General features: G+C 62.0%; 24 protein-coding genes, 1 tRNA gene and 2 pseudogenes. 12 read left to right on the plus strand and 15 right to left on the minus strand.

Annotated features, from left to right (window positions below):
• Positions 1 to 70: 70 nt before the first annotated feature.
• The gene (locus AC5FRZ_RS15225) at positions 71 to 352 is read left to right on the plus strand and encodes a hypothetical protein (RefSeq protein WP_493565003.1); all 282 of its coding nucleotides are present in this window, start codon (positions 71 to 73) and stop codon (positions 350 to 352) included.
• Between the two features lie 58 nt (positions 353 to 410).
• Here the strand turns inward: AC5FRZ_RS15225 and AC5FRZ_RS15230 are convergent, their stop codons facing one another.
• Entirely contained in the window at positions 411 to 824 is a 414-nt protein-coding gene (locus AC5FRZ_RS15230; RefSeq protein WP_493565004.1) for a hypothetical protein, read from the minus strand.
• Positions 825 to 1181: 357 nt separating this feature from the next.
• Between AC5FRZ_RS15230 and AC5FRZ_RS15235 the strand changes: the two genes are divergently transcribed.
• Positions 1182 to 1988, plus strand: a complete 807-nt coding sequence (locus AC5FRZ_RS15235) for a DNA cytosine methyltransferase (RefSeq protein ID WP_493565005.1) — start codon at positions 1182 to 1184, stop codon at positions 1986 to 1988.
• Positions 1989 to 2304: 316 nt separating this feature from the next.
• Here the strand turns inward: AC5FRZ_RS15235 and AC5FRZ_RS15240 are convergent, their stop codons facing one another.
• The 3 genes from AC5FRZ_RS15240 to AC5FRZ_RS15250 form a co-directional block, all read right to left on the minus strand.
• A complete protein-coding gene (locus tag AC5FRZ_RS15240; RefSeq protein ID WP_493565006.1) occupies positions 2305 to 3303 on the minus strand; it encodes a hypothetical protein in 999 nt (332 codons plus the stop codon).
• Positions 3304 to 3669: 366 nt separating this feature from the next.
• The gene (locus AC5FRZ_RS15245; RefSeq protein WP_493565007.1) at positions 3670 to 3927 is read right to left on the minus strand and encodes a DUF7386 family protein; all 258 of its coding nucleotides are present in this window, start codon (positions 3925 to 3927) and stop codon (positions 3670 to 3672) included.
• A gap of 223 nt (positions 3928 to 4150) precedes the next feature.
• The gene (locus AC5FRZ_RS15250; protein ID WP_493565008.1) at positions 4151 to 4333 is read right to left on the minus strand and encodes a DUF8053 family protein; all 183 of its coding nucleotides are present in this window, start codon (positions 4331 to 4333) and stop codon (positions 4151 to 4153) included.
• Positions 4334 to 4989: 656 nt separating this feature from the next.
• On the opposite strand from AC5FRZ_RS15250, the gene AC5FRZ_RS15255 reads away from it, so the two are divergent.
• Positions 4990 to 5421, plus strand: coding sequence for a DUF8023 family protein (locus AC5FRZ_RS15255; RefSeq protein WP_493565009.1), 432 nt, complete (start codon positions 4990 to 4992; stop codon positions 5419 to 5421).
• A 28-nt stretch (positions 5422 to 5449) separates the two neighbouring features.
• Here AC5FRZ_RS15255 and AC5FRZ_RS15260 read toward each other — a convergent pair whose 3' ends face one another.
• Positions 5450 to 5581, minus strand: coding sequence for a hypothetical protein (locus AC5FRZ_RS15260; RefSeq protein WP_493565010.1), 132 nt, complete (start codon positions 5579 to 5581; stop codon positions 5450 to 5452).
• Between the two features lie 94 nt (positions 5582 to 5675).
• On the opposite strand from AC5FRZ_RS15260, the gene AC5FRZ_RS15265 reads away from it, so the two are divergent.
• The 5 genes and pseudogenes from AC5FRZ_RS15265 (at position 5676) to AC5FRZ_RS15285 (ending at position 10705) form a co-directional block, all read left to right on the plus strand.
• Positions 5676 to 7310 (plus strand): Env/VP5 family phage fusion protein, encoded by a 1635-nt coding sequence (locus tag AC5FRZ_RS15265; protein ID WP_493565011.1) that lies wholly within the window; start codon positions 5676 to 5678, stop codon positions 7308 to 7310.
• Positions 7311 to 7505: 195 nt separating this feature from the next.
• The gene (locus AC5FRZ_RS15270) at positions 7506 to 8078 is read left to right on the plus strand and encodes a DUF8063 family protein (protein ID WP_493565012.1); all 573 of its coding nucleotides are present in this window, start codon (positions 7506 to 7508) and stop codon (positions 8076 to 8078) included.
• Positions 8078 to 8868: pseudogene (locus tag AC5FRZ_RS15275) on the plus strand (hypothetical protein). Before AC5FRZ_RS15270 ends, AC5FRZ_RS15275 begins: the two are co-directional and overlap by 1 nt.
• Positions 8861 to 10036, plus strand: a pseudogene (locus tag AC5FRZ_RS15280) (hypothetical protein). Before AC5FRZ_RS15275 ends, AC5FRZ_RS15280 begins: the two co-directional pseudogenes overlap by 8 nt.
• Before the next feature lie 171 nt (positions 10037 to 10207).
• The gene (locus AC5FRZ_RS15285; RefSeq protein WP_493565013.1) at positions 10208 to 10705 is read left to right on the plus strand and encodes a PD-(D/E)XK family putative nuclease; all 498 of its coding nucleotides are present in this window, start codon (positions 10208 to 10210) and stop codon (positions 10703 to 10705) included.
• Positions 10706 to 11824: 1119 nt separating this feature from the next.
• Here AC5FRZ_RS15285 and AC5FRZ_RS15290 read toward each other — a convergent pair.
• The 10 genes from AC5FRZ_RS15290 to AC5FRZ_RS15335 form a co-directional block, all read right to left on the minus strand.
• Entirely contained in the window at positions 11825 to 13513 is a 1689-nt protein-coding gene (locus AC5FRZ_RS15290; protein ID WP_493565014.1) for a DUF7845 domain-containing protein, read from the minus strand.
• A complete protein-coding gene (locus AC5FRZ_RS15295) occupies positions 13510 to 14028 on the minus strand; it encodes a DUF8129 domain-containing protein (RefSeq protein WP_493565015.1) in 519 nt (172 codons plus the stop codon). The genes AC5FRZ_RS15290 and AC5FRZ_RS15295 overlap by 4 nt, the downstream gene beginning before the upstream one ends.
• Before the next feature lie 127 nt (positions 14029 to 14155).
• Positions 14156 to 14353 carry a sigma factor-like helix-turn-helix DNA-binding protein gene (locus tag AC5FRZ_RS15300; RefSeq protein WP_493565016.1) on the minus strand — a complete coding sequence of 66 codons (198 nt, stop codon included), beginning with the start codon at positions 14351 to 14353 and terminating at the stop codon, positions 14156 to 14158.
• Complete coding sequence (locus AC5FRZ_RS15305; protein ID WP_493565017.1) at positions 14350 to 15204, minus strand: DNA adenine methylase; 855 nt, start codon at positions 15202 to 15204, stop codon at positions 14350 to 14352. Before AC5FRZ_RS15305 ends, AC5FRZ_RS15300 begins: the two co-directional genes overlap by 4 nt.
• Entirely contained in the window at positions 15201 to 15464 is a 264-nt protein-coding gene (locus AC5FRZ_RS15310; RefSeq protein ID WP_493565018.1) for a DUF7563 family protein, read from the minus strand. The genes AC5FRZ_RS15305 and AC5FRZ_RS15310 overlap by 4 nt, the downstream gene beginning before the upstream one ends.
• Before the next feature lie 191 nt (positions 15465 to 15655).
• Positions 15656 to 15727, minus strand: a tRNA-Ala gene (locus AC5FRZ_RS15315).
• Positions 15728 to 15906: 179 nt separating this feature from the next.
• Entirely contained in the window at positions 15907 to 16218 is a 312-nt protein-coding gene (rpsJ, locus tag AC5FRZ_RS15320) for a 30S ribosomal protein S10 (protein WP_012808023.1), read from the minus strand.
• 3 nt (positions 16219 to 16221) lie between these two features.
• A complete protein-coding gene (tuf, locus tag AC5FRZ_RS15325) occupies positions 16222 to 17484 on the minus strand; it encodes a translation elongation factor EF-1 subunit alpha (RefSeq protein WP_170092723.1) in 1263 nt (420 codons plus the stop codon).
• Positions 17485 to 17733: 249 nt separating this feature from the next.
• The gene (locus AC5FRZ_RS15330) at positions 17734 to 18684 is read right to left on the minus strand and encodes a homoserine dehydrogenase (protein WP_170092724.1); all 951 of its coding nucleotides are present in this window, start codon (positions 18682 to 18684) and stop codon (positions 17734 to 17736) included.
• Positions 18681 to 19214, minus strand: a complete 534-nt coding sequence (locus tag AC5FRZ_RS15335) for an amino acid-binding protein (RefSeq protein ID WP_012808026.1) — start codon at positions 19212 to 19214, stop codon at positions 18681 to 18683. Before AC5FRZ_RS15335 ends, AC5FRZ_RS15330 begins: the two co-directional genes overlap by 4 nt.
• Before the next feature lie 352 nt (positions 19215 to 19566).
• On the opposite strand from AC5FRZ_RS15335, the gene AC5FRZ_RS15340 reads away from it, so the two are divergent.
• From AC5FRZ_RS15340 to AC5FRZ_RS15355, 4 genes are all read left to right on the plus strand, one after another.
• Positions 19567 to 21426 carry a tail fiber domain-containing protein gene (locus AC5FRZ_RS15340; protein ID WP_493565019.1) on the plus strand — a complete coding sequence of 620 codons (1860 nt, stop codon included), beginning with the start codon at positions 19567 to 19569 and terminating at the stop codon, positions 21424 to 21426.
• A gap of 243 nt (positions 21427 to 21669) precedes the next feature.
• Positions 21670 to 24519, plus strand: a complete 2850-nt coding sequence (locus tag AC5FRZ_RS15345) for an ATP-binding protein (protein ID WP_493565020.1) — start codon at positions 21670 to 21672, stop codon at positions 24517 to 24519.
• Positions 24516 to 26375 carry an ATP-binding protein gene (locus tag AC5FRZ_RS15350; RefSeq protein ID WP_493565021.1) on the plus strand — a complete coding sequence of 620 codons (1860 nt, stop codon included), beginning with the start codon at positions 24516 to 24518 and terminating at the stop codon, positions 26373 to 26375. The genes AC5FRZ_RS15345 and AC5FRZ_RS15350 overlap by 4 nt, the downstream gene beginning before the upstream one ends.
• Before the next feature lie 50 nt (positions 26376 to 26425).
• Entirely contained in the window at positions 26426 to 26782 is a 357-nt protein-coding gene (locus tag AC5FRZ_RS15355) for a VOC family protein (RefSeq protein ID WP_170092728.1), read from the plus strand.
• Positions 26783 to 26800 lie beyond the last annotated feature (18 nt).

Genomic DNA, 26800 nt, shown 5'->3' on the forward strand with positions numbered 1-26800 from the left:
ATAATACCTAACTGCCATCGGTTCGAAAGTAGTTGAAATGTCTGAATCCTCTACACCTCCCCGAAAGTACATGATGAAGACCGATTTAGCAGTAGAAATCGCAGCCATGGCCGGTATCACGAATTATGATCCATCCCGAGCAGAAAAGTCGGGACCAGCCTGTTTTACGCGAGAAGAACGACGCCAACTGTACGAGATCCTGACTGGACAAGACGGTAGTGATCTGGCGCGAAAAGAACTGACCCCTCTAATTATGGCTGAACTGGGGACGGAACTTGACTCTGCATATCCTTACGAGTTTACGCGGACAGATCTAAAAACCATTCACAAGGAACTAAGTGAGAAAGAATAGGCTCTAAGGATTCGATTGAAGTGCCAATCAAGTCAAATGTCGACTATCTAGAATAGTTCTACAGATCAAGCGTAACTTCAGTTTCCTCAAGAATTGTCTCAAAGATCTCCTGATTGATTTTGTATATCCCACTTTGGGGCACTCCAGAAAGACCATTCCGGTCCCTGAGAAATGGAATCTTGTCTTTGATCTCCCTTACTTGAATTTGAGGGACGATCTCCTGATAGTCCTCAATTGAGGCATAGTATTCAGTGTGAAATCCAGATTTTTCTTCGAGCTTGGATTCTATTTCGCTGATTCGTCCAGTACCAAATATTACGAAGTCTCCAGGCCGGTAATAGACGAATCTATCTCCTTCAGAGAGTTGTTTTGAGCCAGGTGTGGTACCACGGTAGTGGTATATCTCACCAGTCTCGTCTTTGTAGTTGCTGCCTCTGCCTTTCTCGTTCAGCCAAAAGTATTCTGTCCCCATGTTATCTCTCGTCGTTCGAGCATCTATTCGTCTGGCTTTCCAGTAGGCTCGAGGATGATATTACCCTCGTCATCTTCAAAGAACGCAACCTTATCACCGACATTCGTTCGGTCTTCGCCCCACTTTTCTCTTACCTCTTTGATGAGCTTGGATCTTATGCCCCTGCTGGATGGTACTGACGTTCAGAATGTACTTACTCATGAAGCACCCTTGGCTACTGTCCGGTAAATGAGTAAGGTTATCGGGCCCAGTAGTCTAATTAGTTCTATTAGTTCAAAAAGTTCTAATACACTTGGACAGTGGGTATAGACACAGGTTATTATAAACATGACTAACCAAACTACCCGTGTTGAACTTATGGACGAAGATGAGGTTCTTGAGGAAGATCTGGTATACGCTGACTTATTCAGTGGATGTGGAGGCATGAGTCTCGGTTTTGAGCAAGCAGGGTTTGACTCTGTAGGGGCCCTCGACAAGAATGAGGAGGCTGCCGAGACCTACGCCGCCAATATTGGTATAGATCCAATTGTTGACGATATTACGGAATATAATGCTCAAGATTTGCTTGACGAATTTGGAGTGAACCGAGGTGACCTGGACGTTCTCATCTCCTGTGCCCCTTGTCAGGGATTTTCTCAGCATCGTAACAAGCATGATATTGAACACGACGAGAGGAACACACTCGTCTCGTACAGCGCAGAATTGGCAGTAGATATGGAGCCCGAATTCTTCGTGATGGAGAATGTGCCTGAACTTGTACGAGGGTCTAAAGAAAAGTATTGGAATCGGACGTATGAGATTCTGAAACAGCACGACTACCTCGTTGACTATGACATTCTCAACGCTGCTGATTTCGGGGTTCCACAGCGACGCCGACGTGCCATCATCATTGCTAGGAAGGAAGGCCGAAAAGCTGAGCTACCGTCGCCAACGGTTGACGAGCATCGCACTGTACGAGATGCAATTGCAGATCTACCGTCTGTTGAAGCTGGCGAAACACACTCGTCTGACCCAATGCATCAAGCCCCCAATCACACGACGCGCATTGTAGAGATGCTCGATTTGATCCCTGAAGATGGTGGGTCTTGGATGGACATCCCCGAGGAGCATCAAGAAGAGTACTGGCTCGATTCAATGAAAAGAGGGCTGAAAAAGGCGATTTGAAATCATTCTGTGATACGTATGGTCGGATGCACTGGGATAGACCATCTGGTACGATCACTCGGAAGTCAAGTACCCCCTCTTGCGGTCGGTACGTCCATCCAGAACGGAATCGCAATATCACCGTGAGAGAAGCAAGCTCGGTTACAATCGTTCCCCGATGACTGGAAGTTCAAAGGTTCATTCGTCGAGCTGGTATGAACAGAACGGTAACGCTGTCCCCCCGAAGTTGGCCAAGGAAGTAGCTAAGCAAATAAAATCTCTAATCCCTATCCGCGAGAAGGGAACACGTCAGGCCACACTTGATACGATTGGCTGATTATGGCGCTTTGATTTGACCCACATCGTAGCCAAGTAGCTCCCTAATATACGCTCCAAAGAAGTCACGTGACTCCTCATCAGCGATTATCTGACTGATATTGAATGGTACGTTAAGTAATCCGTCCTCAATGAGGCCGTGTACTCCGACATCTTCAGCGTTGCTCCCACGCTCTCCTTCTATCATCCGCTGAGTGTATACTGGTTGTAGAATCATTCGTTTAGCGCTGGGACTCCGAGATTCGAAGTCTTCCAGTTTACTCCGGATGAGAGGTAGCCATCCTTCCCACTGGTTGCTGGTGTCTTTCCTGTCCTTGATTTCACCATACCCAGTGAGTTCAGTTGGTGAACGGACGACCATATCAGGTTCAGTTTGGTCAACGTTCACCACGCCACCGTTGGTCGTGCGCAGTTCCTTCACGTCGTAGGCCCCTGAGAGATCTCCGAGTGTGTATTTGTCCCCAAGTTCAGCAGCCGAGATTGTAACAAACGAATCTTGTGAAGTCTGTTTCACGTCGAAAGAATCCAGAACATCGTAATCGTCGAAGTCCTCAGCAAGTACCGAAGCCACGTTGACAACTGCCTTGCGACCACCAGCGTTCCGCGACGACCCCTCTATTGCGGCACCCTCTGTAAGGAGCGCACTGATCAATGCGCGCAACTCGGGATCATCGTCGGTCAGGCTTGTCGCCCATGTGCTGATAAGCGAATTAAAGAAGCGGCACAAACGTCGCAACGAGTCGCTTGTTCGAAGCGACTGATTGGATGAGTCTAACTCTCTGAGAGCAGGCTTGATGCTGTCCATCCCACGCAAGCGATTCTCAGAGACTCCTGCAAGCGTCCTGTAATATTTTAACAAGTCCGTTCTCTTCAGGATCTCTGGATGAGCGAAGTAGTGATGCAACTCTCCTTCAGAAACACCATTCTCCCCCAACGTCTCAACAGCCTGATCAGACACACCTAAATTATCCCAATCAAACGCTTCGCTCTCTATCGCCATCGCTCTACAGCGTGCTGGTGTACTATTCCTCGACGTTCCAGTTGCGATTCTCTATACGAGATTTTCCAGCGAGACTCTTGTACAAGCTGTTCTTCAATATTATCCTCGTTAACAATCGATTGAAGATACGAATCTAAATTCACAGTATCCCAAACATTCCGCATAATACCGGGATACCATCGGATACTGGTTATAAATTCTTAGACTATTTACACTAATACCACTATTAAGTCCTTTAGAACTGGTTAGATAGTTCCAATTGTTACCGAATTCGATCTCAAGCGTGCTAAGAACCTCTTCAAAATCAATCAATAGGCTCAACAGTGTTCTTTGGACCTGCGATCTAAAGTTTAGACCATCGTCCAGCTATCGCCACTTGCTCTCGACACTGGTTCGATACCGTAACCCGATCACGCTCGTATTGAACTGCTGGATCGTCTCGGGGTCCAACTCCCCGCGTGCGTCGTCGATATTCGTCTCGCTTTCGACGAGGTGGGTCAGCGCGGCATCGAGTACGTCGGACATCGGCGGGTCGTCGTGAGGGTCACTGGCGACGATCGCGCTGGCCTTGTCGAGGAGTCGCTGCCGTTCGTCGGTGATCTTCAGGCTGGTGCGTCGAGTCATGTTTTAAACTGGTGTATGTACGGGGGTCGAATCGCGTCGCTCGCGAGTGAGCGACTGGGTGGTTCTTCATAAGCGGGGGGTCGGGGCGTCGGCGTGATCGGTGCGAGCCACCGGCCCATCCGACTCGATTCTATGCACCATCGCCCACGGCCCACAGCCCACAGGTGCATACATTGAGGATCGGCGATACATCTGGCTCGAACCCCACGGGGTCGGGCTCGGATCATGGACTCACCAACTCTAAGCGATAGTCGCCCTCGTCGTTCTCGTCGAGGCTCTGGACCTCGCCCAGTGGTCGCCGTTCAGCTTCGCCATCCTCGTCGACGATCCCACGCTCGCGGAGGTCGTCGATCGGGATGGAGACAGTCACACAGCCGCCCGCCGGGGAGAGTTTTCGCATCTCCATGCAGCCGGCCCTGCAGTCTTGCTACTAAAACTTTCCGTGAGTCCCGGGAATCGGACACCTGCGTTCGTTGACCCTGTCTCTATATGGTAGCCCATTCTCTATTAGCTTACTTCATTTGAGATATTTTGTATTGCTAAAATAAGTTAACAAACGTATCTGTTCAGGACAATATTATTGCCGAAACTGCCAAAAACACAAGTGGTAGAATTAAACGTAGTCCTCGTAGCAACCTACTGAGTGTCTTTCCTCTCCTGCGTTCCCTATAATTTAGGCTATCTTTTTGATCGAGTGCATGCAGATATGGTATGAATGCCCGCTCTATTCCCCCAACCAATGAGTCCGAATGCCATCGCTATACTTCCCACGGATAGAATCTTTTGACTTTCGAGGAAGACAGGTTCAACAAATAGGGAAGGGAGTATTAGGAGAAAACCGATTGCAGCAATAAATTTGTGGATGTTGTCGTAGGGTAGTTCTGGAACATCCATTTCTTGTCTCGGTTTTCTCCCCAATTATCTTCAATGCTTTGTCCAGTCGTTCCAGCGGTGGGGCGATATCTGATAGCCAGTGACACACTGAATTCCCGTGATTCGGTGCTTTCTAGGAGGTCGACTGCACCCGGCGAACACGGTCGCAATCGGCGACCGGGTGCTACCATGTACGGAAAGATCGACATCGAAGACGCGCTGTTCGGCACGGTGTTCGCCGCGAGCGCGTTCGTGACGAACGGAATTGCGACGATCAACATTCTCGGTAACGACCTGGGCGCGGCCATCTGGACGGTCCAGGGGACAGACATCACCTTCGCGTTCCTGCTGACGCTCGTCGCCCTCGTCGGCGCGTACGCGACGAACCGGGTGAACCGCTCCAGCGGGAAGTCCTACGAGATCGATACGGACCTGGCGAACATCGCCCGCGGGGAAGCGCCGGTCGAGACCTACCTCGCGGTGGGCACGGCGATCCTCGTCCTGGTCACGGGGCTGAACATCCTCGGTGCCCAGGAAGTCATCGCCGGTACCGCTGCATTCGGGCTGGTCGTCGTCGCCGTCGAGGCGTCGGGCTACTACGTCATCAGCTACCTCGGGTGATCCTCGTGCAACTCGATACTCTCCTCGGCTACGGCCTGCTCGGCACCATCGGCGTGTCCGCCTCGACGATCGCTTCGGCTCTCGTCGGCCAGCCGTTCCCCGTCGTCGTCCCGACGATCTTCGCCGCCGCCGTCGTCGCCGCCCACCACATCCGAACCAACGACTCCGGCGACGACCGAGCTCGAAGACGCGACCGACCAGGACGTGCGCGATGCCGTCGGCGAGACCGCTGTCGCCATCGACGGAGGCGAGCCATGAACCGCGGCGCGGTCCTCGTCGCGGTCCTGCTCGTCTCTTCGGCGATCGCCCCCGCCGGCCTCGCCCAGACGGCCACCAGCACCGAAACCCAGACCGAGTGGAAAGAGACGCTGGCCGGCAGTCCCGACCGTGCGGCCGTCGACGTTCGCGATGTCGACGGCCAGATCACTGTCGAGTTCGGCACCGACGGCGCTCCCGGCGGTGGCTACCAGCCACTCGCCCGCGAGACCGTCGATACGGCCGCACTCGACCGCGGCTTCGTCACGCTCGAAAACGACGCCTACGAGAACATCGTCGTCACCGCCACCCTCGAAGATGGCGCGACTGGCCAGCCCGAGATCGTCGACGGCTCCGAACAGCCCATCACAGCTACCCAGAAAGTCCTCGGACTGGCCGCCGACACCGATCTCACCTGTGACCCTGCCGAGCGACTGCACGGCATCACCTCGCCGTTCGAGGCTCAGCCCGTCGAGTGTTCTTCTCTTCCCGGGACGACGACCGTAAACACGACGAATACAGACGCTGAGCAGGTGAAGATCGACATCCACGAGGGTGCGTACAATCAAAACGCCGCTTCTCAAAACTACCTCACGACGGTCGATAATCGCCTCACCGATGCCCAGACGATGGCGCTCGTCATCGGTAAAAATGCCTACATCCGGGCACTCAACAACCACAGTAGGGAAGCCGTCGCTACCTCGAAGGCCAAAGATGCCATCGACGAGTACTACGCCAAAATCCAACTCAACCTCATCAACCAGTGGCGGCTCCAGACTTCTCACGGCCAGTACATGTCTGCTGTCGCTGCTAACGAGTCTGGTGTGGATGACCGCTTCGCCAAGCGGATCAACCACACCAACACCCCCGGCTCTCGTGGGACCTACACCCTCGACTCGGTCGATATGGTGGAGTACGGCCATGGCTCCGAAACTGTCACTCTCGCCAATGGTACCTCTGTCAGCGTGCCGACGACGCGCGCTGAGTACCAGATGAGCTATACCGGCGGTGCGAGCCAGCGATATGCTGTGTTCAGCGTGACAGGGATGGAGACAAACGACGATGACGTTGAAGTCCATGGTCTCAACGTCGATGTCCCAAACTCCAACTACGACCAGATCAACTACCTCTACTCTGACGAGTATCACGACGCCTGGAACCAGACAACTGAGCAAAATGCTGCTGCCAAGGCTCAGATAGATACTCTCGTCAACAACACCTACAGCGAATATCAGGCTGGCGATATCAACAACAGCGATCTCGTCGACCCGTACGTATTCCAGCACGAGATGAAGGCCGATGGCAACTATCAGGGCTGGGCCGCCGCACAACTGACCATGCTCGGGACGAACTCGCCCGAGGCGATGGACTCGATGGGGCGGTTCAGCGTCTCAACGGCTGACGGGGACCACACCGGGGTGCTGATGTCTCAGACAAACCCCGAAAGCGGTCAGTTCGTGGTCAACCAGACCTACGACCCGGCCAACATCTCCGGCACGCAGTACGTGGTCACCGACGACCGGATCGTCGAGCTCGACGACTCCCCTTCGAGATTCGGTCTATCGAGACGACCAACGGGGAGCGTCGACAGAACGTCACCATCGAGAAGACGACCTACGAGACCGCCGACGTGAACACCACTCGAGCTCACCAAACTGTACGAGAACCTGGCCTACGAGCGGGCACAGTGGGAAGCTCGTGAACAGGATCTCGGCGGCGGTGGCGGTGGTGGCTTCCTCGGCGGCGGCTCGATCGACCAGACCGTTGCACTGCTCGCACTGGCCGCGCTGGCCGGTGCCGCACTGCTGGGCAACTCCTAACTCACCACCATGCGCTTTCTGACACTCGTCATGCTGGCAGTCGTATCGCTCGCCGTCGTCGCTCCAGTCGCTGCAACGCCGACGGCTGACAGCGCCGCCAACACGACCGATCTTCCGAACCCCGAGCCCACCGCCCAGGGCTCGGACACCGACCCGACCGACACCACGCGGATCGACGAGAACACCGTGTTGGTCGACGCCGAATACCGGGCCAACGAGAGCGTCGCGCTGCTGACGATCCGCTCGAAGTCAGTCCAGACGCTGACCTTCTCCGACGGCGGTCAGTTCCGACAGGGTGGCAAAGTCCCGGTCATCACCGAGCCCTTCCGCGCCGGTGAGACTGCGACCATCGAAGTCTCGGTCACCGAAGTCGACGGCTACGTCGGCGTCGCCATCTCCACCGAGAACACCCGCCTCTACTCCGAGATCGTCAAGCAGCCCTCCGGCGGTGGGCTCGACATCCTCCGCGCACTGTCGTCGCTGCAAGCGTGGCTCGCTGGCGCGACGATCGCGTTCGTCTGGATGGCGATCGCTGGCTACAACGTGATCCGTCGCGAGAACGGCCGGCCGGAGGTGGCCTGATGCCCGCCCCGACCTTCCAGACGAACCGCGACCGGCTCATGTGGCTCCTCGGCGAGTACAAGCTACTCGTCTCGGGCATGATCCTCGGCGTGTTCGGACTGGTGATCTACTACCAGCCACAAGCTCCCGACACCGCCCGCCTGGATCGCTGGTGTTCTGGTTGGGTGGCTGTTGCTCGGCGTTCCCTGCTACCTCGTGGGAGCGAAGATTGCCCGCTGGCTCCGCAACCGCAACTGGATCGAGGTTCACCACGTCAACGCTGCCGAGGATATCGTCCAGAAGCACTACGTCCCGCCGGAACTCTGGCGCGAGAAAGAGATCGACGGCCCCGATCCCTACCCGATCAACGGCGGCAGCGCGTGGGCCGTCCGCGACTACGAGTACCTCGACGACATCGAGCAAGTCCGGGTGCAGGGCGTGTGGCTCGAAGGCTGCCAGGACACCCAAGCTCATGACCTCAAAGAAGCAGATGGAAGACATCCACGGCTGGCTCATCGATCGCGCCGAAGAGCTTGCTGCGATCCGTGGCCGCTGGTCGCGCGGGGCCGTGGAACTCCAGAAGAAGCTCGTCACCGCCGAGAGCGAAGCCAACGAACGCGGCCAGATGATCCAGAAGACCGCCGCGAAGGACACCTTCGGCAGCCTCGTCGAGGACGGCGAAGACTTCGACGACGCCCCCACCATCCACGAGATCGACGATCACGATCCCACTGCTGACGCCGCCGTGGACGATGGGGCGACTGACGTATCGACTCCCGACCAACAGAACCCCCAGATGAACGATGACTGAGGACAACAGCGACCTCTACACCCCGGCACAGTTCCGCGAGTACCAGGACGGCTACGGCCAGCGCGATCCCGACGAAGCACACCCACACGCCGGGATCGTCCGCGACGAAAAGCTGTCGCGGTACCTCGCGATCCTCGAAACGCACTACGACCCACAGAAGGCCGACGACCCTGCGAAGATGCCCGGCCAGGCCAAGGACCTCCAGCACGTTCGCGACATCGTTCGGATCGAAGGCACCGAGACCGCTCGCCGAGCGCTCGAAAACGGCGACATGCAGTCACTCAAGCACTTCACTGGCGACGCCGGCCAGCGGGCCGATATCTCCGGGATCAAGGCCATCGACCGAGCTCCGTGCCCAGATGACTGGCCCCGCCCCGATGTTCTACATGTGGGCCGAACCCGGATCGGGAAAGTCGAACTTCGCCTGTCTGCTCGGGCAACTCTGGAAGGAACATCACCCCAGCGGGCTGGTCGCTTCGAACATCCGCACGCTCGAAGAGACTGACGCCTGGATCGGTGACGACGGCGATCGGCGCGACGGGTGGCTCGCCAACTACGGCGATCTGAACGAGTGGCTCAAGCAGGACGGCGATCCGATGCACAACGAACAGACCAGGAAGCTGTTCATCTTCGACGAAGCCTCTTCGAACGCTGGCGGTGGTGGGAAAGACGGCTACGACACGAAGACGAAGCTGGGGCCGCTCACCTACAAAATCCGAAAGTACGGCGGGTCGTTGATCGTCATCGGCCACGACGGCCGCGACGTGCATCCGCTCGTCCGTGAGCTCGGCGGTCTGTGTTCACAAGGAGGGACTGAAAGAGGCGACCTTCTACGAAGACGTGAAGGGGCGCTCCGGCGAGAACGAGATCCTCTCCGTGTCGGGCATCCCTGAAACGGACTGGCGCTACGACGACAAGGAGCCGACGACGTGGTCCTGGTCCGGCGGCGAGGGAGGACGGCGACGAAGTCGATCCTGAAGCACTCTCTCGGAAGCTTGCGGTCTACACGGTGATCACAGCCAAGGAGGCGAACCCGGAGCAACCAAACCACGAAGTGGCCGATTTCGTGCCTTACAGCGCCGAATGGGTCCGACAACGCTGGAACGAGTATCGACACGACGGCGAGCACCGAAACGTGGTTGGTGAAGTGGAGGGTCTAACCGCATGACTGCGGCCGGATTCGGGCAAACCAACAACAACCAACCCCCCGGCGTACCCCTACTGTTGGCCCATGGCGCGCTCGCTGCCTGCGAGCGCACGCGAGCCATGGGCAGCGGCCGGCAACAACCCGGAGGAGTATCTATATATGACGCGTGGCGAGCGCGTGAGGCGCGGTAGTATGATCGTCTATATCGATACGAAGGTCGGAATCGAGACAGTCATGAACTCGGTCTCGTGGATGGTCGGCTCTGTTGCCGATGCTCTTGGAGAGATCCGACAGGCATTCAGGGAGTCAATAATGCCGAGCCACCGAGCGAATCACTACGGAACCCTCGTCGAGCGGCAAGCGGCCGAGCGGCACAATCTGTCGCTGGACCGGTGCGGCTGGCACGATGCGACGCGATCGGACGGGACACCCGTCGAGATCAAGGCTGCGATGCACCGCCATGCCGATGGCCAGCCCGGTACGTTCAAGCTCTACGACCAGTATCACGAGCAGCTCCGAGCGGCCAACGGCTGGTACGTGTTCGCTGTTTATCGAGTCCGTGGGCGCGGTGTCGAAGTGCTACAGTGGGAGATGCGTCACTCATCACGACTGCCGAAGTTAGGATGGCATGGTGGGGGAGAACATCGAGGAGCAGAGCAAGCTAAGGTCAAGATAAACCAGCTGTTCTGATAGCTGTGGTTTCAGTTGCTCTTAAACGGATTCTCTGCTACAGAGAATATCGGCTCTCGACGTAGGACGGCAAACTCGGAATTGTATGATCCTACTCGATCACACCAAACATCTGAGACAACAGGTACTTGAGCCAATGAATCGGTTTTTGCGATCTGTTCAAGATGCCTTTTCGCTTCTTCTTTCTCTTTGAATAATCTCCGTGCTCGAATTTGACGCGGATCATCTGATTTGACGCAATATGCAAGCCAAGCATAGTCCTCTCCCTGATGACTGGGTGGCATCTGTTAAGACCATCTGGCGGCTTGCCTCCTCTGTGGTTTCTGACTCTTGATGAAGTCGAACTCTTGCGTACTGTTGTGTATTCACTAATTCTAGTACTCCGAAACCAATCAGGTCACGCATGGACTGGGCGAGTTCTGATTTCTCTCCTCTGGCTTCTTTTTCGATTTTTTGCTTGCGAAACTGAAGTCCCATCTGCTGGCAAGAGAAGATCTAAAATGTCCTGATATTGCTGAATTTTCGTATCGCTGAAATCCATACCTGACAATAGCTTCCCTCGTATGTAGATTTGGGGGCGTCTCTTGAGCACTCGCGCAAAGCTGTGCGGTGTATTTTGGATAGTAGCCTTAGCCACAGGTCATCTCACCCCCTCGTAGACGTTGCTGACAAGGTTGGTTGTCGGGGTCCCGTGGCAGCCTGCACCCGGTAAACAGCGCGTACACGCCGGTCAGCCGACTGCACGCTGTCCGCGGTGGCGGTGCGGTAAGGGGCGCGCGTTCTGCGCGCCCCGCACTTGGTGGCCCTGCCTACAGGCACCGCCGTAGGGGGACCCGGCAACCTGCGCGGACGGCCCGGCCCGCGAGACCACCGTTTTCGCGGTGAGAAGCGCCCGCTCACGGGCGATTCGGGATCGTCCCGAGCAGGGCGCTCGGCGAAAAACTGGCGCGAACTCGCCCCGATCGAGGCGGTCACCCCATCGCGACGGCCCGAACGACCGGGCCGAAGACGTACTGGAGACGATCCTCTAAGAATGAGTTATCGAAGGTCGCGTAAGAAAGTCTGGAACGCGAGAGAAGTCACTATCCGCACGACCAGCGACCGGCACGCGAGTCCGCTTCAGCCCGGCGCTGGCTCGTTCAGATCGCGAACACGCACGTCGTAGGCAGTCCGATCACCGTAGGTCAGTTCGCCGATCAGCTCGTCGACGCTCCCCCACTCGTTGAGGTACAGCCACTCCGAGCGGGTCGAGGCGTCGCCGTCAGTGTCGTCGACGGCGTCGCCAGTGTCCTCGGTGCTGTCGCGTTCGTCGCGTTCCTCACGGCGTTCTCGACGCTCTTGGGCGCGTTCGGCGAGATCCTCTTGCGTGTCGTCGGGGTTCGCTTTCGCGAGGATCTCCGTGGCGCGCTTCCAGAGGTCTTTGCTCACGAACGTGACGAGCACCGGATTCCCGCGCCGGGCGACGACGCCGTTCTCGGCGAGTCGGGCAACGTGGTACCGGATCGTCGAGCGGGCGAGCCCAGTCTCTCGCTCCAGGTGATCGTACGTCGCGCCGTTGGAGCGGGCAACGATCTTCAGGATATCGTACACGGCGTCAGTCGACTCTTTCAGCGCTTCTCGGTACACTTCCGTGGCGAGATCCTGATACCGTCGTCGAAGCATTTCACGCCGGCCAATCGGCCGTTCGAACTCGAACTGTTCGGCAAACGCGCCGTCGAAGTAGTCGTCTTCGACGTGATCGGCTCGGTCCAGCCCACCCCAGTAGGCGTGCGTGGCGACGATCGTCCGCAGCTGGTCCAGCACGTCGTCCCAGTCGTCGACGTGGGGGTTCGCGCCCCGATCGACACCGGCGTAGGCGGCTTCGAACTTCGGATGTCGGTAGTAATCCGACTCCGGTCGCTTGTGCCAGTCCTGTGCCTGGTAGATCTTCGTGTGAATGCTGTACTCCGTGCCGTCGAAGCCCAGCAGGTCCCAGCGGTCGGATTCGACGGATACCTCACTCCAGCCTTCTCGATCACGTTCCTGACCGGCCTCGATCTCCGAGCGGCCACCCCACGCAATCAGGTCCTTGGAGTTCTCCAGGGCTTCGACAACACGGGGTTTCTTCTCGACATCGAAGCGGATGTGCGTCTCGGCCTTCGCGATGCGGCGGGACTCGTCGACGCGGTCGCGATCGACGTTCAGGGCGTCGCTGCCGTACACCGCCCGGAGCGCATCGTAGGCCCGGCTCTCTACCTCTTCGGCCTTCTCGGCCCACGTGGTCCACATCTGGAGTCGGGTGCCTTCGCCGTAGGGACACTGCAGAGGATCACGCGAGTTCTGGTAGACGAGATCACGGTACTGAGGCATGATCTCGACCCGGAGCGAGACCGGGCCGGGTTCGAGCGACAGGCCGGCGTCATCGTCGTCGACGATCCGCCGGAGTAGTACGTCTTGCTGGTAGTAGGGACGATAGTCGCCGCCGGTCTCGGTGCCAGCCATCCACTTGCTCGACCGGACGACGAGCCCGTACTCGTGGCCGTCGTCGGGCACCCAGTCGAAGCGGTCTTCGACGCCGCGCTCGGCGATGTACGGCTCGACATCGCGGTTCGCGATGTGCTCCCGCCAGTAGTCGACAGCAGTGGCGTACAGCGTCTCACGCTCGTTCGGCGCGGCCTCGCGGTCGCTGGGCGACAGGTCCGCCAGCACGTTCTGTATGGCCGCACCGTGGGCGACAGGCTTGGGCATCGCAGTGGTCTCGTAGCCGCTGGCGACATCGTCGAAGCGAATGTGATCGTCGCCGGCCGGCTTCAGCGGATCGATACTCACTTGCCACTCCCTCCGTCGGTCGCGACAGCACCCGTCTGGTCACTCTCGTCGGCGCTGGGCTGCTCTTCGAACAGATGCGGGTATCGCTCCCGAAGTGGTCCGAAGATGCGTGTCGAGCTGTACGTACTCCGATCGCTGGCCTCGTCAATATCGTCGCGATCGGGATAGGAGCACTCCACGGGCGCGAGATCGCGAGGGTCGTCTCGCTGCTGTAGGCGTTCCGGCCGCTCGCCGATCTCGTTGAGCCGTCGCTCGCGCTGTTCGAGCGCGTTGATGACCGCCTCACGCGGACCGCCGTCGTCACCACGCTCCAGGGCACGCTCGACGCCGATCCACGCCCGGATCACTTCGATACTGTCGATGGAATCGATCCGCGTGCGAACGAGCTTTTCACGGCTCTTGTCGCCGAGAATACTCCAGTCGAGCCACCGAGCGGGATCTTCGCCGATGTCGTCGGCAACACTGGGGAAGGTCTCGCGAGTCCGACCGCTGGCGCTCTGATTTGTCGACGGCATTACTGGCCCCCTGTGTACCGATCGACGGCCTCGTGTGTCTCACTGAAGCGTTGCACCGTCGCCCACTCGAAGTGGAGAGGCTCGCCTGCCTCGGCGTCGTAGAGACGAGATGCTCGGACGAACTCGCTCACTCCGATTCACCTCTGAGCCGTCGGCGAGCCCGCCGAAGCAGATTTCCGACAGTTCCTTCCGACCGACCGGTCTTGCGTGCGTACTCTCGTACGCCGTAGTCGTCCTGCTCGACGGCTTCGTACACCTCACGCTGGGCGTCTGTAAGCGGTGACAGATCCTCCTCGTACTCGAACAGCGACGACTGGTGCTTCACAGCGACTCACCCCCGAAAGACTCTAGACCAGTTTGCTGGGCCGGTCGGAACGGCACGGCTTCGTCGGGATCGAAGTTCATCACCAGCCGCTCCGTGGCCGGTTCACGTTGGTCACCGTTGATGCTGTAGTGGATCTGGTACTGGCGAGTCGACCAGCCGAATTCTGTGACCGCAGACTCGAGTTCGTCGGGGAGATCGCCATAGGAACAGATCCACTTCCCTTCGAGTTCGGTCAGTGTCGCGACCAACTCGCTGTGATCAAAGGCTCCGTCGTGGGTGTAAAGTTCGTCGCCGGGACCGACATACGGCGGATCGAAGTACACCAGTGCACCCGGCTGGTCGTACTTTTCACAGAGATCCTCGTAATCGAGGCATTCGAGGGTGACGTGCTGAAGCCGGCTTGCTACCTCGTCGAGTGCTTCGGTGGCGTTCCGGAGACGTCGCGACTCGTTACGGATCGTGCTGGCCTTGAAGCCAGAGATACCGTCGAGTTTGGCGCTGTACTGGGTGTAGCGCAGATAGAACCACCGACCAGCCCGAACCACGTCGTCGTCAGGCCGGTACCCGTTGTAGAACTCCCTGGCCCACTGCCCATGCAGTTCCCGAGAGAAGGGAACTGTTCCAAGCCATTTCTGCAGTTCTGCCCGTTTCTGACGGAGTACCTGATAGAAGTGGACGACGTCGCTGTCCAGATCGTTCAGGACTTCGATGTGGCTCGGGGACTTGTTCAGTAGGATCGACGCAGAGCCGCCAAACGGCTCGATGTACACTTCGTGATCAGGGAAGTACGAGAGGATCTCGTCAACGTGGAAGGTCTTCCCACCGGGGTAGGGGAACGCAGAAAGGCTCACAAGGATTCACCCCCGTCGGCGCGTGCATCCACGCGACTGCCCTGGTTCCGCTGTGACTGGTCCTCCGGGTCGGGATAGTCGAGTTCCTTCCCGGCAGCCGTCCCCCGGCAGATACGTCCCATCGAGTCACAGGCTGGGCAGCGGTGGGCGACGTTCTCTTCGTCACCGAAGGTCCGCCGAAAGTCCCGCGAGACGTGTGCCCCACAGTGCTGGCACTCCGATTGTTCGGTAGTCGAGAAACAGACAGGTCGGTTACTCAATACAAATCACCCCCGTTCGAGAAGTGGCCGAATCCTTCGCGAAATCGCCGGACTGCACCCCGGATGATTCGATTTCGTATTGGATTCGATTTGAGATCGACTTTGTACGCTCGACAGTCTTCGAGTAAACTGTCTTCAGGAAGCGAGAGCAGCCGCTTTTCGGGATAGTTCGCCAGGACGAAGTGCCGTTATGGACTCGCCGGGATTTGAACCCGGGGCCTCTTCCTTGCGAAGGAAGCGATCTACCACTGATCTACGAGCCCGCGTTGGCCACTCGCGCGCGGAACGGTTTAAACCCTGCGCGTGAGAGTGGCGTTCGGGAATCCGTCACACAGTGTCGGACGCCGAACGCTGGTTCGAAGCGGACGCGGCGTCGTGGCCGCGTTCAGTCCCGAAAGGCGGCGACGCCGTCTTTCGACCTTCGGACTCGCTGAGCGAGTCCTCAGTCCTCGAGGACGATCTCGATGGAGACGTCGTTCGGGACCTGGATCCGCATGAGCTGGCGCAGTGCTCGTTCGTCGGCGTCGATGTCGATGAGTCGCTTGTGGACGCGCATCTCCCAGTGTTCCCACGTCGCGGTCCCTTCGCCGTCGGGGGACTTGCGGGTGGGGACTTCCAGCGTCTTGGTCGGCAGCGGGACGGGGCCCGAGAGCTCGACGCCGGTCTTGTTCGCGATCTCGCGAACGTCACCGCAGATGTCGTCGAGGTCTTCGGGGCTGGTCCCTGCCAGCCGGACGCGTGCCTGTTGGGACATGCGTTATCGCTCGTTGACGTCGAGGACTTTGCCGGCTGCGATGGTCTGACCCATGTCGCGGATGGCGAAGCTCCCGAGCTCCGGGATCTCGCCCGAGGGCTCGATGCTGAGGGGCTTCTGGGGTCGGATGGTGACGACCGCGGCGTCGCCGTTCTGGATGAAGTCCGGGTTCTCCTCGGCGACCTCGCCGGAGGACGGGTCGATCTTCTGGTCGATGGACTCGATCGTACAGGCGACCTGTGCGGTGTGAGCGTGGAAGACCGGGGTGTAACCGGCCGTGATCACGGACGGGTGCTGCATGACGACGATCTGGGCCTGGAAGGTTTCGGCGACCGTCGGCGGGTCGTCGGCCGGGCCACAGACGTCACCGCGGCGGATGTCGTCCTTGCCGATGCCACGGACGTTGAACCCGACGTTGTCGCCGGGCTCTGCCTTGGGCACCTCTTCGTGGTGCATCTCGACGGTCTTGACCTCGCCGCCCACGTCGCTGGGCTGGAAGGAGACGTTGTCGCCGACGTTCAGGATACCGGTCTCGACACGGCCGACCGGCACCGTACCGATGCCGTCGATCGTGTAGACGTCCTGGATCGGGAGGCGCAGCGGTGCGTCCGTCGGCGGCTCCGGCTCGGGCAGGTCGTTGAGTGCTTCGAGCAGGATGTCGCCGTCGTACCAGTCGGTGTTGTCCGACTCCTCGGCGATGTTGTCGCCTTCGAACGCGGAGATCGGGATGAAGCTGGCGTCCTCGGTACCGAAGCGGACCTGGTTGAGCAGGTCCTCGACCTCGGAGACGACCTGGTTGTAGTCGGACTCGCTGTAGTCGACGAGGTCCATCTTGTTGACGCCGACGATGAGCTCGCCGATGCCCAGCGTGCGTGCCAGGAAGACGTGCTCGCGAGTCTGGGGCGCGACACCGTCGTCAGCGGCGACGACGAGGACTGCGTTGTCGGCCTGGCTCGCGCCGGTGATCATGTTCTTGACGAAGTCGCGGTGACCAGGACAGTCGACGATGGTGAAGTCGTAGGCGTCCGTGCTGAACTCCTGGTGGGCGATGTCGATGGTGACACCGCGTTCGCGCTCTTCGGCGAGGTTGTCCATGACGTAGGCGAACTCGAAGCCGCCCTTGCCCTTCTCCTCGGCTTCTTCCTTGTGCTGTTCGATGACGTGCTCGGGGACGGACCCTGTCTCGTAGAGGAGTCGTCCGACGAGCGTACTCTTTCCGTGGTCGACGTGGCCGATGATGGCCAGGTTCTGGTGTCGGTCGCTCATTGTTGTATCTCACGCGCAGAGGCGCTATATCGGAGTCTTTGCGCGGTAGTTCATAAAACGATTTCGAAAGCGTCCGTAGGCCGTCCCGACGCCGTCCTGCGATTTGGCACGCGGTGACACGGGCCGAGCCCCGTTCGCGGCCCGCTCACACCACCGGAATCGGGGCCGATCGGGGGACAGAGGTGCCCCTGAGGTGCCCAGAGAGCGCGCGCGACACGACCAACCGGGTGGCGAGAAAGAGGAGGTCGGCTACTCGGGAAGTCGCCCGACGTCGGCCAGGACCGCACTCGCCGTCTCGGGGCCGCCGGCACCGCGACCCGAGATGTTGAGTCGTCCGGCGTGTTCCGTTTCGAGCTGGACGATGTTGCGCGTCCCGGAGACGGAGAGCGCGGCGTTTTCCGGAACCAGCCGCGGGCCGACGCGAACGTCGCCGTCGGCGACCTCGCCGATGAGGCGGATCGTGCGGCCGTCTTCCTGTGCGAGTTCGAGGGCGCTGCCGGGGATCGAGCTGATCCCCTCGACCGTGGCGTCGTCGAGCGTGTACTCGCGTCGCTCGCCCGCGAGGACGTTCGCGACGATGACACACTTCAGGGCGGCGTCGGTGCCCTCGACGTCGAACGTGGGGTCGGCCTCGGCGACGCCGAGATCCTGGGCCTCGGCGAGGACGTGTTCGTAGCCTAGGCCCTCGGCGGCCATCCGCGAGAGGATGAAGTTCGCCGTCCCGTTGAGGACGCCCCGCGCCGCGGTGATGTGTTCGGGGTCGAAGTCGTCGATCGTCGACAGGACGGGCATCGCACCGCCGACGGTCGCCTCGAAGAGCACGTCGCCCGCGCTCTCGCGTTCGAGCGCGCGCACGTCGGCGTACCGTTCTGCGACGGGGCCCTTGTTCGCGAGGACGACGTGACGGTCCCGCTCCAGTGCGGCCTCGACGTGACCGAAGCCGGGCTGGGCGTCGCCGAGCGTCGTCGGCGTGGCTTCGACGAGGGCGTCGTACTCCGCTTCGAGAGCGGTCTCGGGCCGGGCCGATCCGACCGTCCCGTCGGCCTCTTTGGCAGCGAGGGCCGCGTCGACGTCGATCCCGTCGGCGTCGACGACCGCCCCACTGGAGTCGGCCAGTGCGGTCACGGTGTGGCCGTAATCGCCCGCGAGTTCCGCGACCGATCGGCCCACCGCACCGGCACCGAGGACTGCGAGTTTCACGCGTCACCACCCGCCGTCAGCGGCTCGACGACAGTCAGTTCCTTCTCGGCGGCGATCTCTCGGACCGCCGCCAGCGCGTTGTCGGCGTTGCCCGCCTCGGTGGCGAGACGGAGTCGTGCGCTCGATACGTCTTCGGTGCCTTCCGGGGCCGACAGCGACAGGTCGGTGACCGTCGCCTCGGTGGCTTCCTGGATGTGTGAGAGCGTGTGAGAGAGGTCCGTGTTCACCAGGTGACCCGAGAGGACGATCGTCAGCGCCTCGCTGTAGCGCTCCGCGCCGGCCTGGATGATGTTGAAGTTCTCCGCCTGGAGGGCCTCGACGATGTCCTCGAATCGCTCGGGCGTGGCCTCCAGGTCGACCTCCACGGGGATGTGCCCCCGTGGCGTCATGTTCCCACGCTCGTGGAAGATAGAGAGGAGGTTGCCGCCGTTGTCGGCGATCGGGTGGAGCGCCCGGAGCAGTTCGCCGGGTTCGTCGACCAGTTCGAGCCGGACTGTGTAGGCTCGAACCTCGTCCTGCGAGTCGCTCATCGACCGCTCACCTCCTTCTGGATACTGCCGCTCATTGTGCAAGCACACGAACCGCGTGCTATAAGAAACCGTCCGTTCGCCGTCGACAGCCAGCGTCCAATCACCCAAGAACGGTCGTGCCGACGGTGAGACAGACGACCCCGATATCGATTTAACGGACAGTACTGCCAGAATCGGCCGGTGCCAGACCGAACACTTGAGGCTTTCGCCAGAACATTCATCATGCTGCTTGGAAACTCTTCACAGGGATGGCGCGAACGACGACCACAGAGAGACGGGTCCGGGATCACGGGCGGGGAGGAGACCGAGGCGAATCGAAACCACGCAGTCGGCGGCTACCGGAGACACCGGGATGACGACGGACGACCTCCGTCGGCGAGTCGAACGACTGGAGGCGATGGTCGCGACGGCGGACGACGAGCCAGAGGGTGAAGACGGTCTGACGCGTCGGACGATACTGAAGGGGCTGGGACTCGTCGGCGTCGGCAGCTACGCCGTCGGGAAGGCACGGGCTGATCCACAGGGCCAGCTCGGGACCGACACCGATCCGGTCGCGACCGTCTACGCCCAGCAGCTCCACGGCGGCCTGACGAGCAACACGGCGGTGAGTTCACTGCTGGGGCCGGGGCTGGGGATCGACAGCGGCTCGCTGTCGGCCGACGTGACCGGCGCGACGAGTACGGGTTCCGGCACCGACATCTACACCGGGACGACCGACGGCGACCTGCAGCTCCGATCGCTCGTCGGGGGCACGAACGTCTCGCTGTCGAGCGCCAGCGGAGCGGTCACGATCGACGCGACGGCCGGCTCGTCGGTGTGGAGCGATCCGGATGCGGACGATCTCCTCGAACCGACCAGCTCGTACAGGGGGATCGATCTGAGTGGCGTCAGCAATCCGCGGGTCGTGACGCCCTGGATCGGCACCACGACGGCGACGGCGTTCGAGGCCTTCGTCGGCACCACCCGCGTCGCCCGGTTCACACCGACTGGAACCGACGGAAACACCGAGACGGCCGCGGGCAACGTCCTGCTGGGCCAGTACGCCCAGATCGGTGACGGGGCGACGGGCGTCGCGGTCGGCGGCGGCGGCAGCCCGACCAACAGTCACGAGAACGTCGCCTACGACAACTACGGGACGATCAGCGGCGGCCAGAACAACACGGTCGGGAGCAACGACGGCGATCCGGTGACGGCGGCCCACGCGACGATCGGCGGGGGGTACAGCAACACCGCTTCGAGCGTGTACGCGACGATCGCCGGCGGAACGGCCAATACCGCGTCTGCCAAGTCCGTGGCCGTCGGTGGCGGTAACGGCAACACCAGTTCGGGCAACTACGCGGCCGTCGCGGGTGGCTACTCCAACAGCGCGCGCAGCCAGTACGGGACGATCGGTGGCGGGTCGACGAACACCGCATCGGGCCAGCACGCGACGGTCGGCGGCGGGAACAGCAACACGGCCGGCGGCGACCAGTCGACCGTCGACGGCGGGCAGAACAACAGCGCAACGGGACCGTACGCGGCGGTTCCCGGCGGCCAGAGCAACGCGGCCGCTGGGAGTCACTCGCTTGCGGCCGGCCGTCGCGCGGCAGCCAACGACGCCGGGGCGTTCGTCTGGGCAGACAGTCAGGACGCCGACTTCGCGTCCGACACCGACTACAACGGCTCCGGCGTGACCGGAACCGACACGTTCCACGTCCGGGCCCAAAACGGTGCCCGCATCGTCAACGGGGCCGGAACGACCTACATTCCGAGCGGGTCGACCGGGTGGACGGCGACGTCGACCAGAGCGGCGAAGACGAACTTCCAGCCGATCGATCCCGACAGCGTCCTCGACGGCGTCCGCTCGCTGGACGTGGCCACCTGGGAGTACAAGACCAGCGACGGCGAGGCCGCCGGAGTCGAGCACATGGGTCCGACCGCCGAGGCGTTCGACGACGCCTTCGGTCTCGGAGAGAGCGAGCGCCACATCAACTCCATCAACGCCGACGGCGTCGCCCTGGCGGCGATCCAGGGACTCGCGGACCGGGCCGACGAGCTGGCGGGCGAACTCGAACGGAGAGACGAACGCATCGACGAACTCGAAGGACGGCTCGCCGAACGAGACGAACAGGTCGACGAGCTGGCGGACGAACTCGAACGGAGAGACGAACGCATCGACGAACTGGAGGCGCGACTGGACGATCTCGAAGCGCTCGTACAACAGGGTGACTGAGACTGACAGCTGTCCGAGCATTGCAGGACGGTTGCAGGGTAGTCTCTCGATTGATAACAACTGCCAATGCTTATAAGTCCGAACGGACGCGTAGTCACTGGTAGCACTATCGACGCTGTCGCGGCGTCGTGTCGGGGTTCTCGCCGACGAAGCCGGCGGGACCGTGACGGCCGACCAGAGAGAACGTACGACTGCGTCGGCGAACCACGCCGACCGCGGCGACAACTGGGATGACCGAATCACATGGAATCATGCACTCGTCGGGCAGTCGTCGCCGGGACGGTCGTCGCGGTGGTCCTCGTCTGGAGTGGACTCGTCCCGCTGTCGGCCGGAGCGGCGGGCGTCTCCGGCCTCGACTGCCAGCCGGGGAGCGAGGGGGCCGTCTTCGCGACCGACAGCGGCCTCGAAGCAGTGTACGACGGCGAGACGCTGGACGGCAATCCGTTCGTCGACGACACCACGCTCGCGTTCCCGAACGTCACGGTCAGTGCGACCGACACCGCGTCGCTTCGCATCGTCGCAGCGACCGACGACGGCGTCTGCCTGCGCTCGATCGAACCCACCAGTGCACCGCTCCGGGTGACGCCGGACGCCGGTGAGATCGTCGTCGTTCGCGATTCGCTGGTGAACCTGAGCTACGGCTCGTTTCAGTACGCACGCTCGGCCGGCGGCGTCGATCTGGCGTACAACGCCAGCGCGCCAGCCGAGATCACGGTCGAGGACGGAGACCTCTCTGCCGGACGCACCGTCGAGGCCGTCGACGCCGACAGCGGGACGAAACTGACGACCGGAACCGTCGGTGCCGACAACACGGTCGACCTCCAGTTGCCGGCGGGACACCGGACCGTGGATCTACAATACGCGTCGACACAGACGGCGACGGCCACGTCGACCGTCCAGCCGGCCGCGACGGCGACTCCGACAGCGACGGATACCGCGACTCCGACGACAACGAACACCGCGACTCCGACGGCAACTGCAACCAACACCACGACGCCGACCGCGACGGCGACCGCGGGGGAGACGCCGCCAGACAGCGACTCAGATACGGGCGGGTCGTCGGCCGACGACGACACTGCGACGCCGACACCGACGCCGGACAGCACCCGGACGGCGACGGAGACCGCGACGCCCGCGAACGCCACGGAGTTTACCGTCCCGGAGTGGACCGGCGAACTGGTGGCCTACGAGCCGACGCCACAGACCCAGCACGTCGGCGGCCTGCTCCCGTTGACGGTGTCGCTGTGGGGACTTGCCCTGTGGCTCGTGGTCGCCCGTCGGGGACCCGAGACGCGCTTGCTCGCGCTCGTCCTCGTCGTCGCCTCCGTGCGAGCGACGAGCGATCTGACCCAGATCGTGCTCGACGGCTTCGTCGGCGTCGAAGCCCCGCTCGCGACGCTCAACCTCCTGCTTGAGTTCGCGACGGCGGTGCTGTTTGCCGGTTTCGCCGTCCAGTACGCCGACCTCGGCGAGCGCAGGACCCGACACGCGAAACGGGCTCTCGGTGTACTCGGGGCAGTCGGAGCCACCGCCGTCCTGACGAACCCCCTCCACGGACAGGTCTTTGCCGACGCGGCCGTCGCAGCCGGCCCCTTCACCTACGTGACGGCCAGCGTCGGTCCGGTCGGCTGGCTCCTGTTCGCGCTCACGACCGGGCTGGTCGCTGCCGGGGGCGTGCTCGTCGCCCGAACCTTCGTCGTCGGCTCGCCGCGAGGAGCCTGGCGACCGGTCGCCGTCATCGGGACCGGGCTCGCCGTCGCGGTCGGCATCGCGGTCCTCGACGTGCTGGAACTGGGACCGGTGACCGGCTACGACTACAGTGCGACCGGCGTCAACTACTTCCTCCTGGCAACGACCGTCTCGCTGCTGGGCTACGGCTTCCAGCGGCTCAAGCCCAGCGGGCAGCGCTCGATCGTGGCCGACCTCGACGACGCGATCGTCATCCTCGACGACGCCTGGCGGGTCGTCGAGTGGAACGGGGCCGCCGAAGAGATCGTCCCGGAGCTGTCGACCGGGCGCTCGTTCGACGCCGTCTTCTCCGAGCCCCTGGCGCGCCCGACCGTCGATCAGACGGTCACCCGCGAGATGAGCCTGCAGGTCGATCGGTGGGTGACCGACCGCGGAACCGACGCCGAGCCGCCGACTGACAGTGACGACCCGACGGACGGAGACTCGAACGGGACGGACGGCCAGACGGCAGCGGAAGCCACCGACCGAGCCGAGACGGCAGACCCTGGAGCAGACGGGACACAGCCGGACAGCAGCGCCGAAGCCCACGGCGAGCCCCCCGACACCGAGCGACGCCACTTCATCGTCAACGCACGGGCGGTGACGACAGAGACCAGCAACGTGATCGGTTACACGGTCCGGTTCGCGGACGTGACGGCGCTGAAGCGCCACATGTCTCAGCTCGAGCGTCGCAACGAGCAGCTCGATCAGTTCGCTGGCGCTGTCACGCAGGATCTGCGCGGCCCGCTGGCCGAGGCACGCGAGGAGACGGAGCGTGTGCGAGCGGTGCTGGCGGACGCCGACGAGCCCGAGGCGATCGACCGACGGGCACTCACGACTGCACTCGGTTCGATCGACGCGGCGCTGAACCGGATGGCCCAGCTCGTCGAAGACATCCTCGGACTGGCTCGCGACCGAGAGTTACAGACCGATCCGGAACCGATCTCGTTCGACGCGATCGTCGAGTCGGTCTGGGACCGCTTCGATCCGGAGGCGGCTACCCTCTCGGTCGAGGCCACCGGCAAGATCAGCGCCGACCGCGAGCACCTCGATCGACTCCTCGCCGTGCTGGTCCGGAACGCGATCCAGCACGGCGGCGAAGGGGTCACCGTCCGCGTCGGCCTCGACGACGACGGGTTCTACGTGGCCGACGACGGCCCCGGTATCGACTCGTCGGTCCGAGACCGCGCGTTCGAAGCGGGCGTGACGACCCGCGACGCTGCGGCCGGTCTCGGGCTCACGATGGCCCGACAGCGGGCCGCCGCCCACGGGTGGGAGATCGCACTCGACGGCGACGCGGCGGGGACGAAGATCGTCGTCAGCGGCTGTGAGACGGAGCTGCCGTCGGAGGTGCCCGACGAATGACCGGCGGCGGGCTGTCCCGAGCAGTCGGAACGGCGCTGTCCGAGGTGCGGTTCGACTACGCCCCGTCGCTCCAGACCCAGCACCTCCTGCTGTTTGCCACGATGGCCCTCGTCACCGTCGGGCTGGCCTACTGGATCACGCGAACGCGACACACGAGGGGGGCCAAGCTGTTCGCGCTCACGCTCGTCGTGCTCGGGGCCCGGCTGGCCTCGGACGTCGCCCACGGGCTCGTCGGCGAGCTCTGGCCGGTCCTGGAGGTGCTGGTCGCGCTGAACCCGGTCCTCGAACTGGGGCTGCTGGTGCTGTTCGTGCGCTTTGCCGGCCGTTACGCCGGTGTCGAGCGAGTGGGGTCCGACCGGGCACGTCGAGCGATGGGCGGCCTCGTCGCCGTGGCGGCGATCGCGATCGCGACCAACCCCGTCCACGGACTGGTGTTCGACGCCGTCCGGCAGGTGTCGAGCCCGTTCACCCACGTCGTCGTCGAGCGTGGCGTCCTCGGGTTCGGCCTGCTGGGGGTCAACGCCGTCCTGTTGCTCGCCGCTGCCGGCCTGCTCGCGTACGCGGTGACGACGGGGTTCCGGCCGGCGTGGTGGCCGGCGATCGTCCTCTCGATCGCGGTCTCGGTCGCGATCGTGGTGATCGCCCTCCAGCTTCGCGTCGGCGGGGCACTGTACCAGTACGACTACACGGCGATCGGATACGCCGGGTTCTTCTTCCTGACGACGCTGGCGCTGGTCGAGCACGGCCTGCGCCGCATCGAGGTCGTCGCACGCGAGGAGATCCTCGACGACATCGACGACGCCGTCGTCCTGCTGGACACCGACGGCACCGTCGTCACGACGAACGCCGCCGCCGAGGGGCTGTTCGGGACGCTCGACGGTGCGGAGGGGTTCCTGGATCGGTTCGACGAACTCGGGAGCGAGCAGCTGGACGGCGACCGAGAACGGACCGCCATCACGATCGACCCCGAGACGACCGAGTGGGACACGCTCCGGAACACGACCAGGACCGCAGGGCGGGGGCCGCGGCACTTCCTCGTCTCCACCGAGTACGTCACCACGCAGACGACGCGGGTCATCGGCCACGTCGTCCGGTTCGTCGAGACGACGGAGCTCGAACGCCGCTCGCGGGAGCTCGAACGCAAGAACGACCAGCTCGACCAGTTCGCAAGCACCGTCTCTCACGACCTGCGCAACCCCCTGAACGTCGCGACTGGCTACCTCCAGATGGCGACCGAGGCCGTCGATCCCGACGACGGCGCGGCCTTCGACGTCGCGGCGGCGCTGACCTACCTCGACAAGGTTGAGGTGTCACTCGACCGGATGGCGACGATCATCGACGACATTCTGGCGCTGATCGACAACGCCGACCCGGTGACCGACACCGAGGCCGTCGACTTCGATTCGGTCGTCTCGGCCGCCTGGTCGACCGTCGACACCCGGTCGGCGACGCTCGAACGGAGCGGCGAGGGGACGATCAAGGCCGACGAGACACGTCTCCAGCGCCTGCTGGAGAACCTGTTTCGCAACGCCGTCGACCACGTCGGCGACGAGGTCACGATCGAGGTCGGGCTGACCGGGGACGGCTTCTACGTGGCCGACGACGGCCCCGGAATCCCCGAGGACGAACGCGAGCAGATCTTCGAACACGGCTACACGACCGGCGACGAGGGGACCGGACTGGGCCTGTCGATCGTCCAGCAACTCGCCGAGGCCCACGGGTGGACGGTCTCGCTCGATCCCGACGCCGACGGCGCGAAGTTCGTCGTCGAGGGCTGTGCGACGACACGCCGTCCGGCACAGACGACGGAGTCGACCGAGCCCGAGCGGCGACACCGTCCCGAACGAGAGCGGTGATCGATACCGGTGTCGACAGCCTTTTTTCCCCGGCGCAATGATTGCTGTGCATGACAGAGCTTCAGTTTATTACCTTCGCTTGTGACGCACCGGAGCGACTGGCGACGTTCTGGGAAGCCGCACTCGACGGCGAACGCCGCGACACCGAGGTCCCCGAGACGGCACTCGTCGACCGCCCCGGCGAGGGCCCTGCTCTCCTCTTCAAGCGACTGCAGTCCGGCACGAAGTGGCGGATGGCGCTCCACCTCGATCTGTCGGTCGAAGACAGAGCCGAGAGCGTCGAGCGACTCTGCGAACTCGGGGCGACCGTCCGCGAGACGAAGACGGAACACCACGACGGGACGACCGCCGAGTGGACGGTGCTGGAAGATCCCGAAGGCAACGCCTTCTGCGTGTCCGAGTACTGACTGTCGAAACAGGTGTCC

It is taken from the genome of Halomicrobium sp. HArcht1-1 (genome assembly GCF_058933285.1).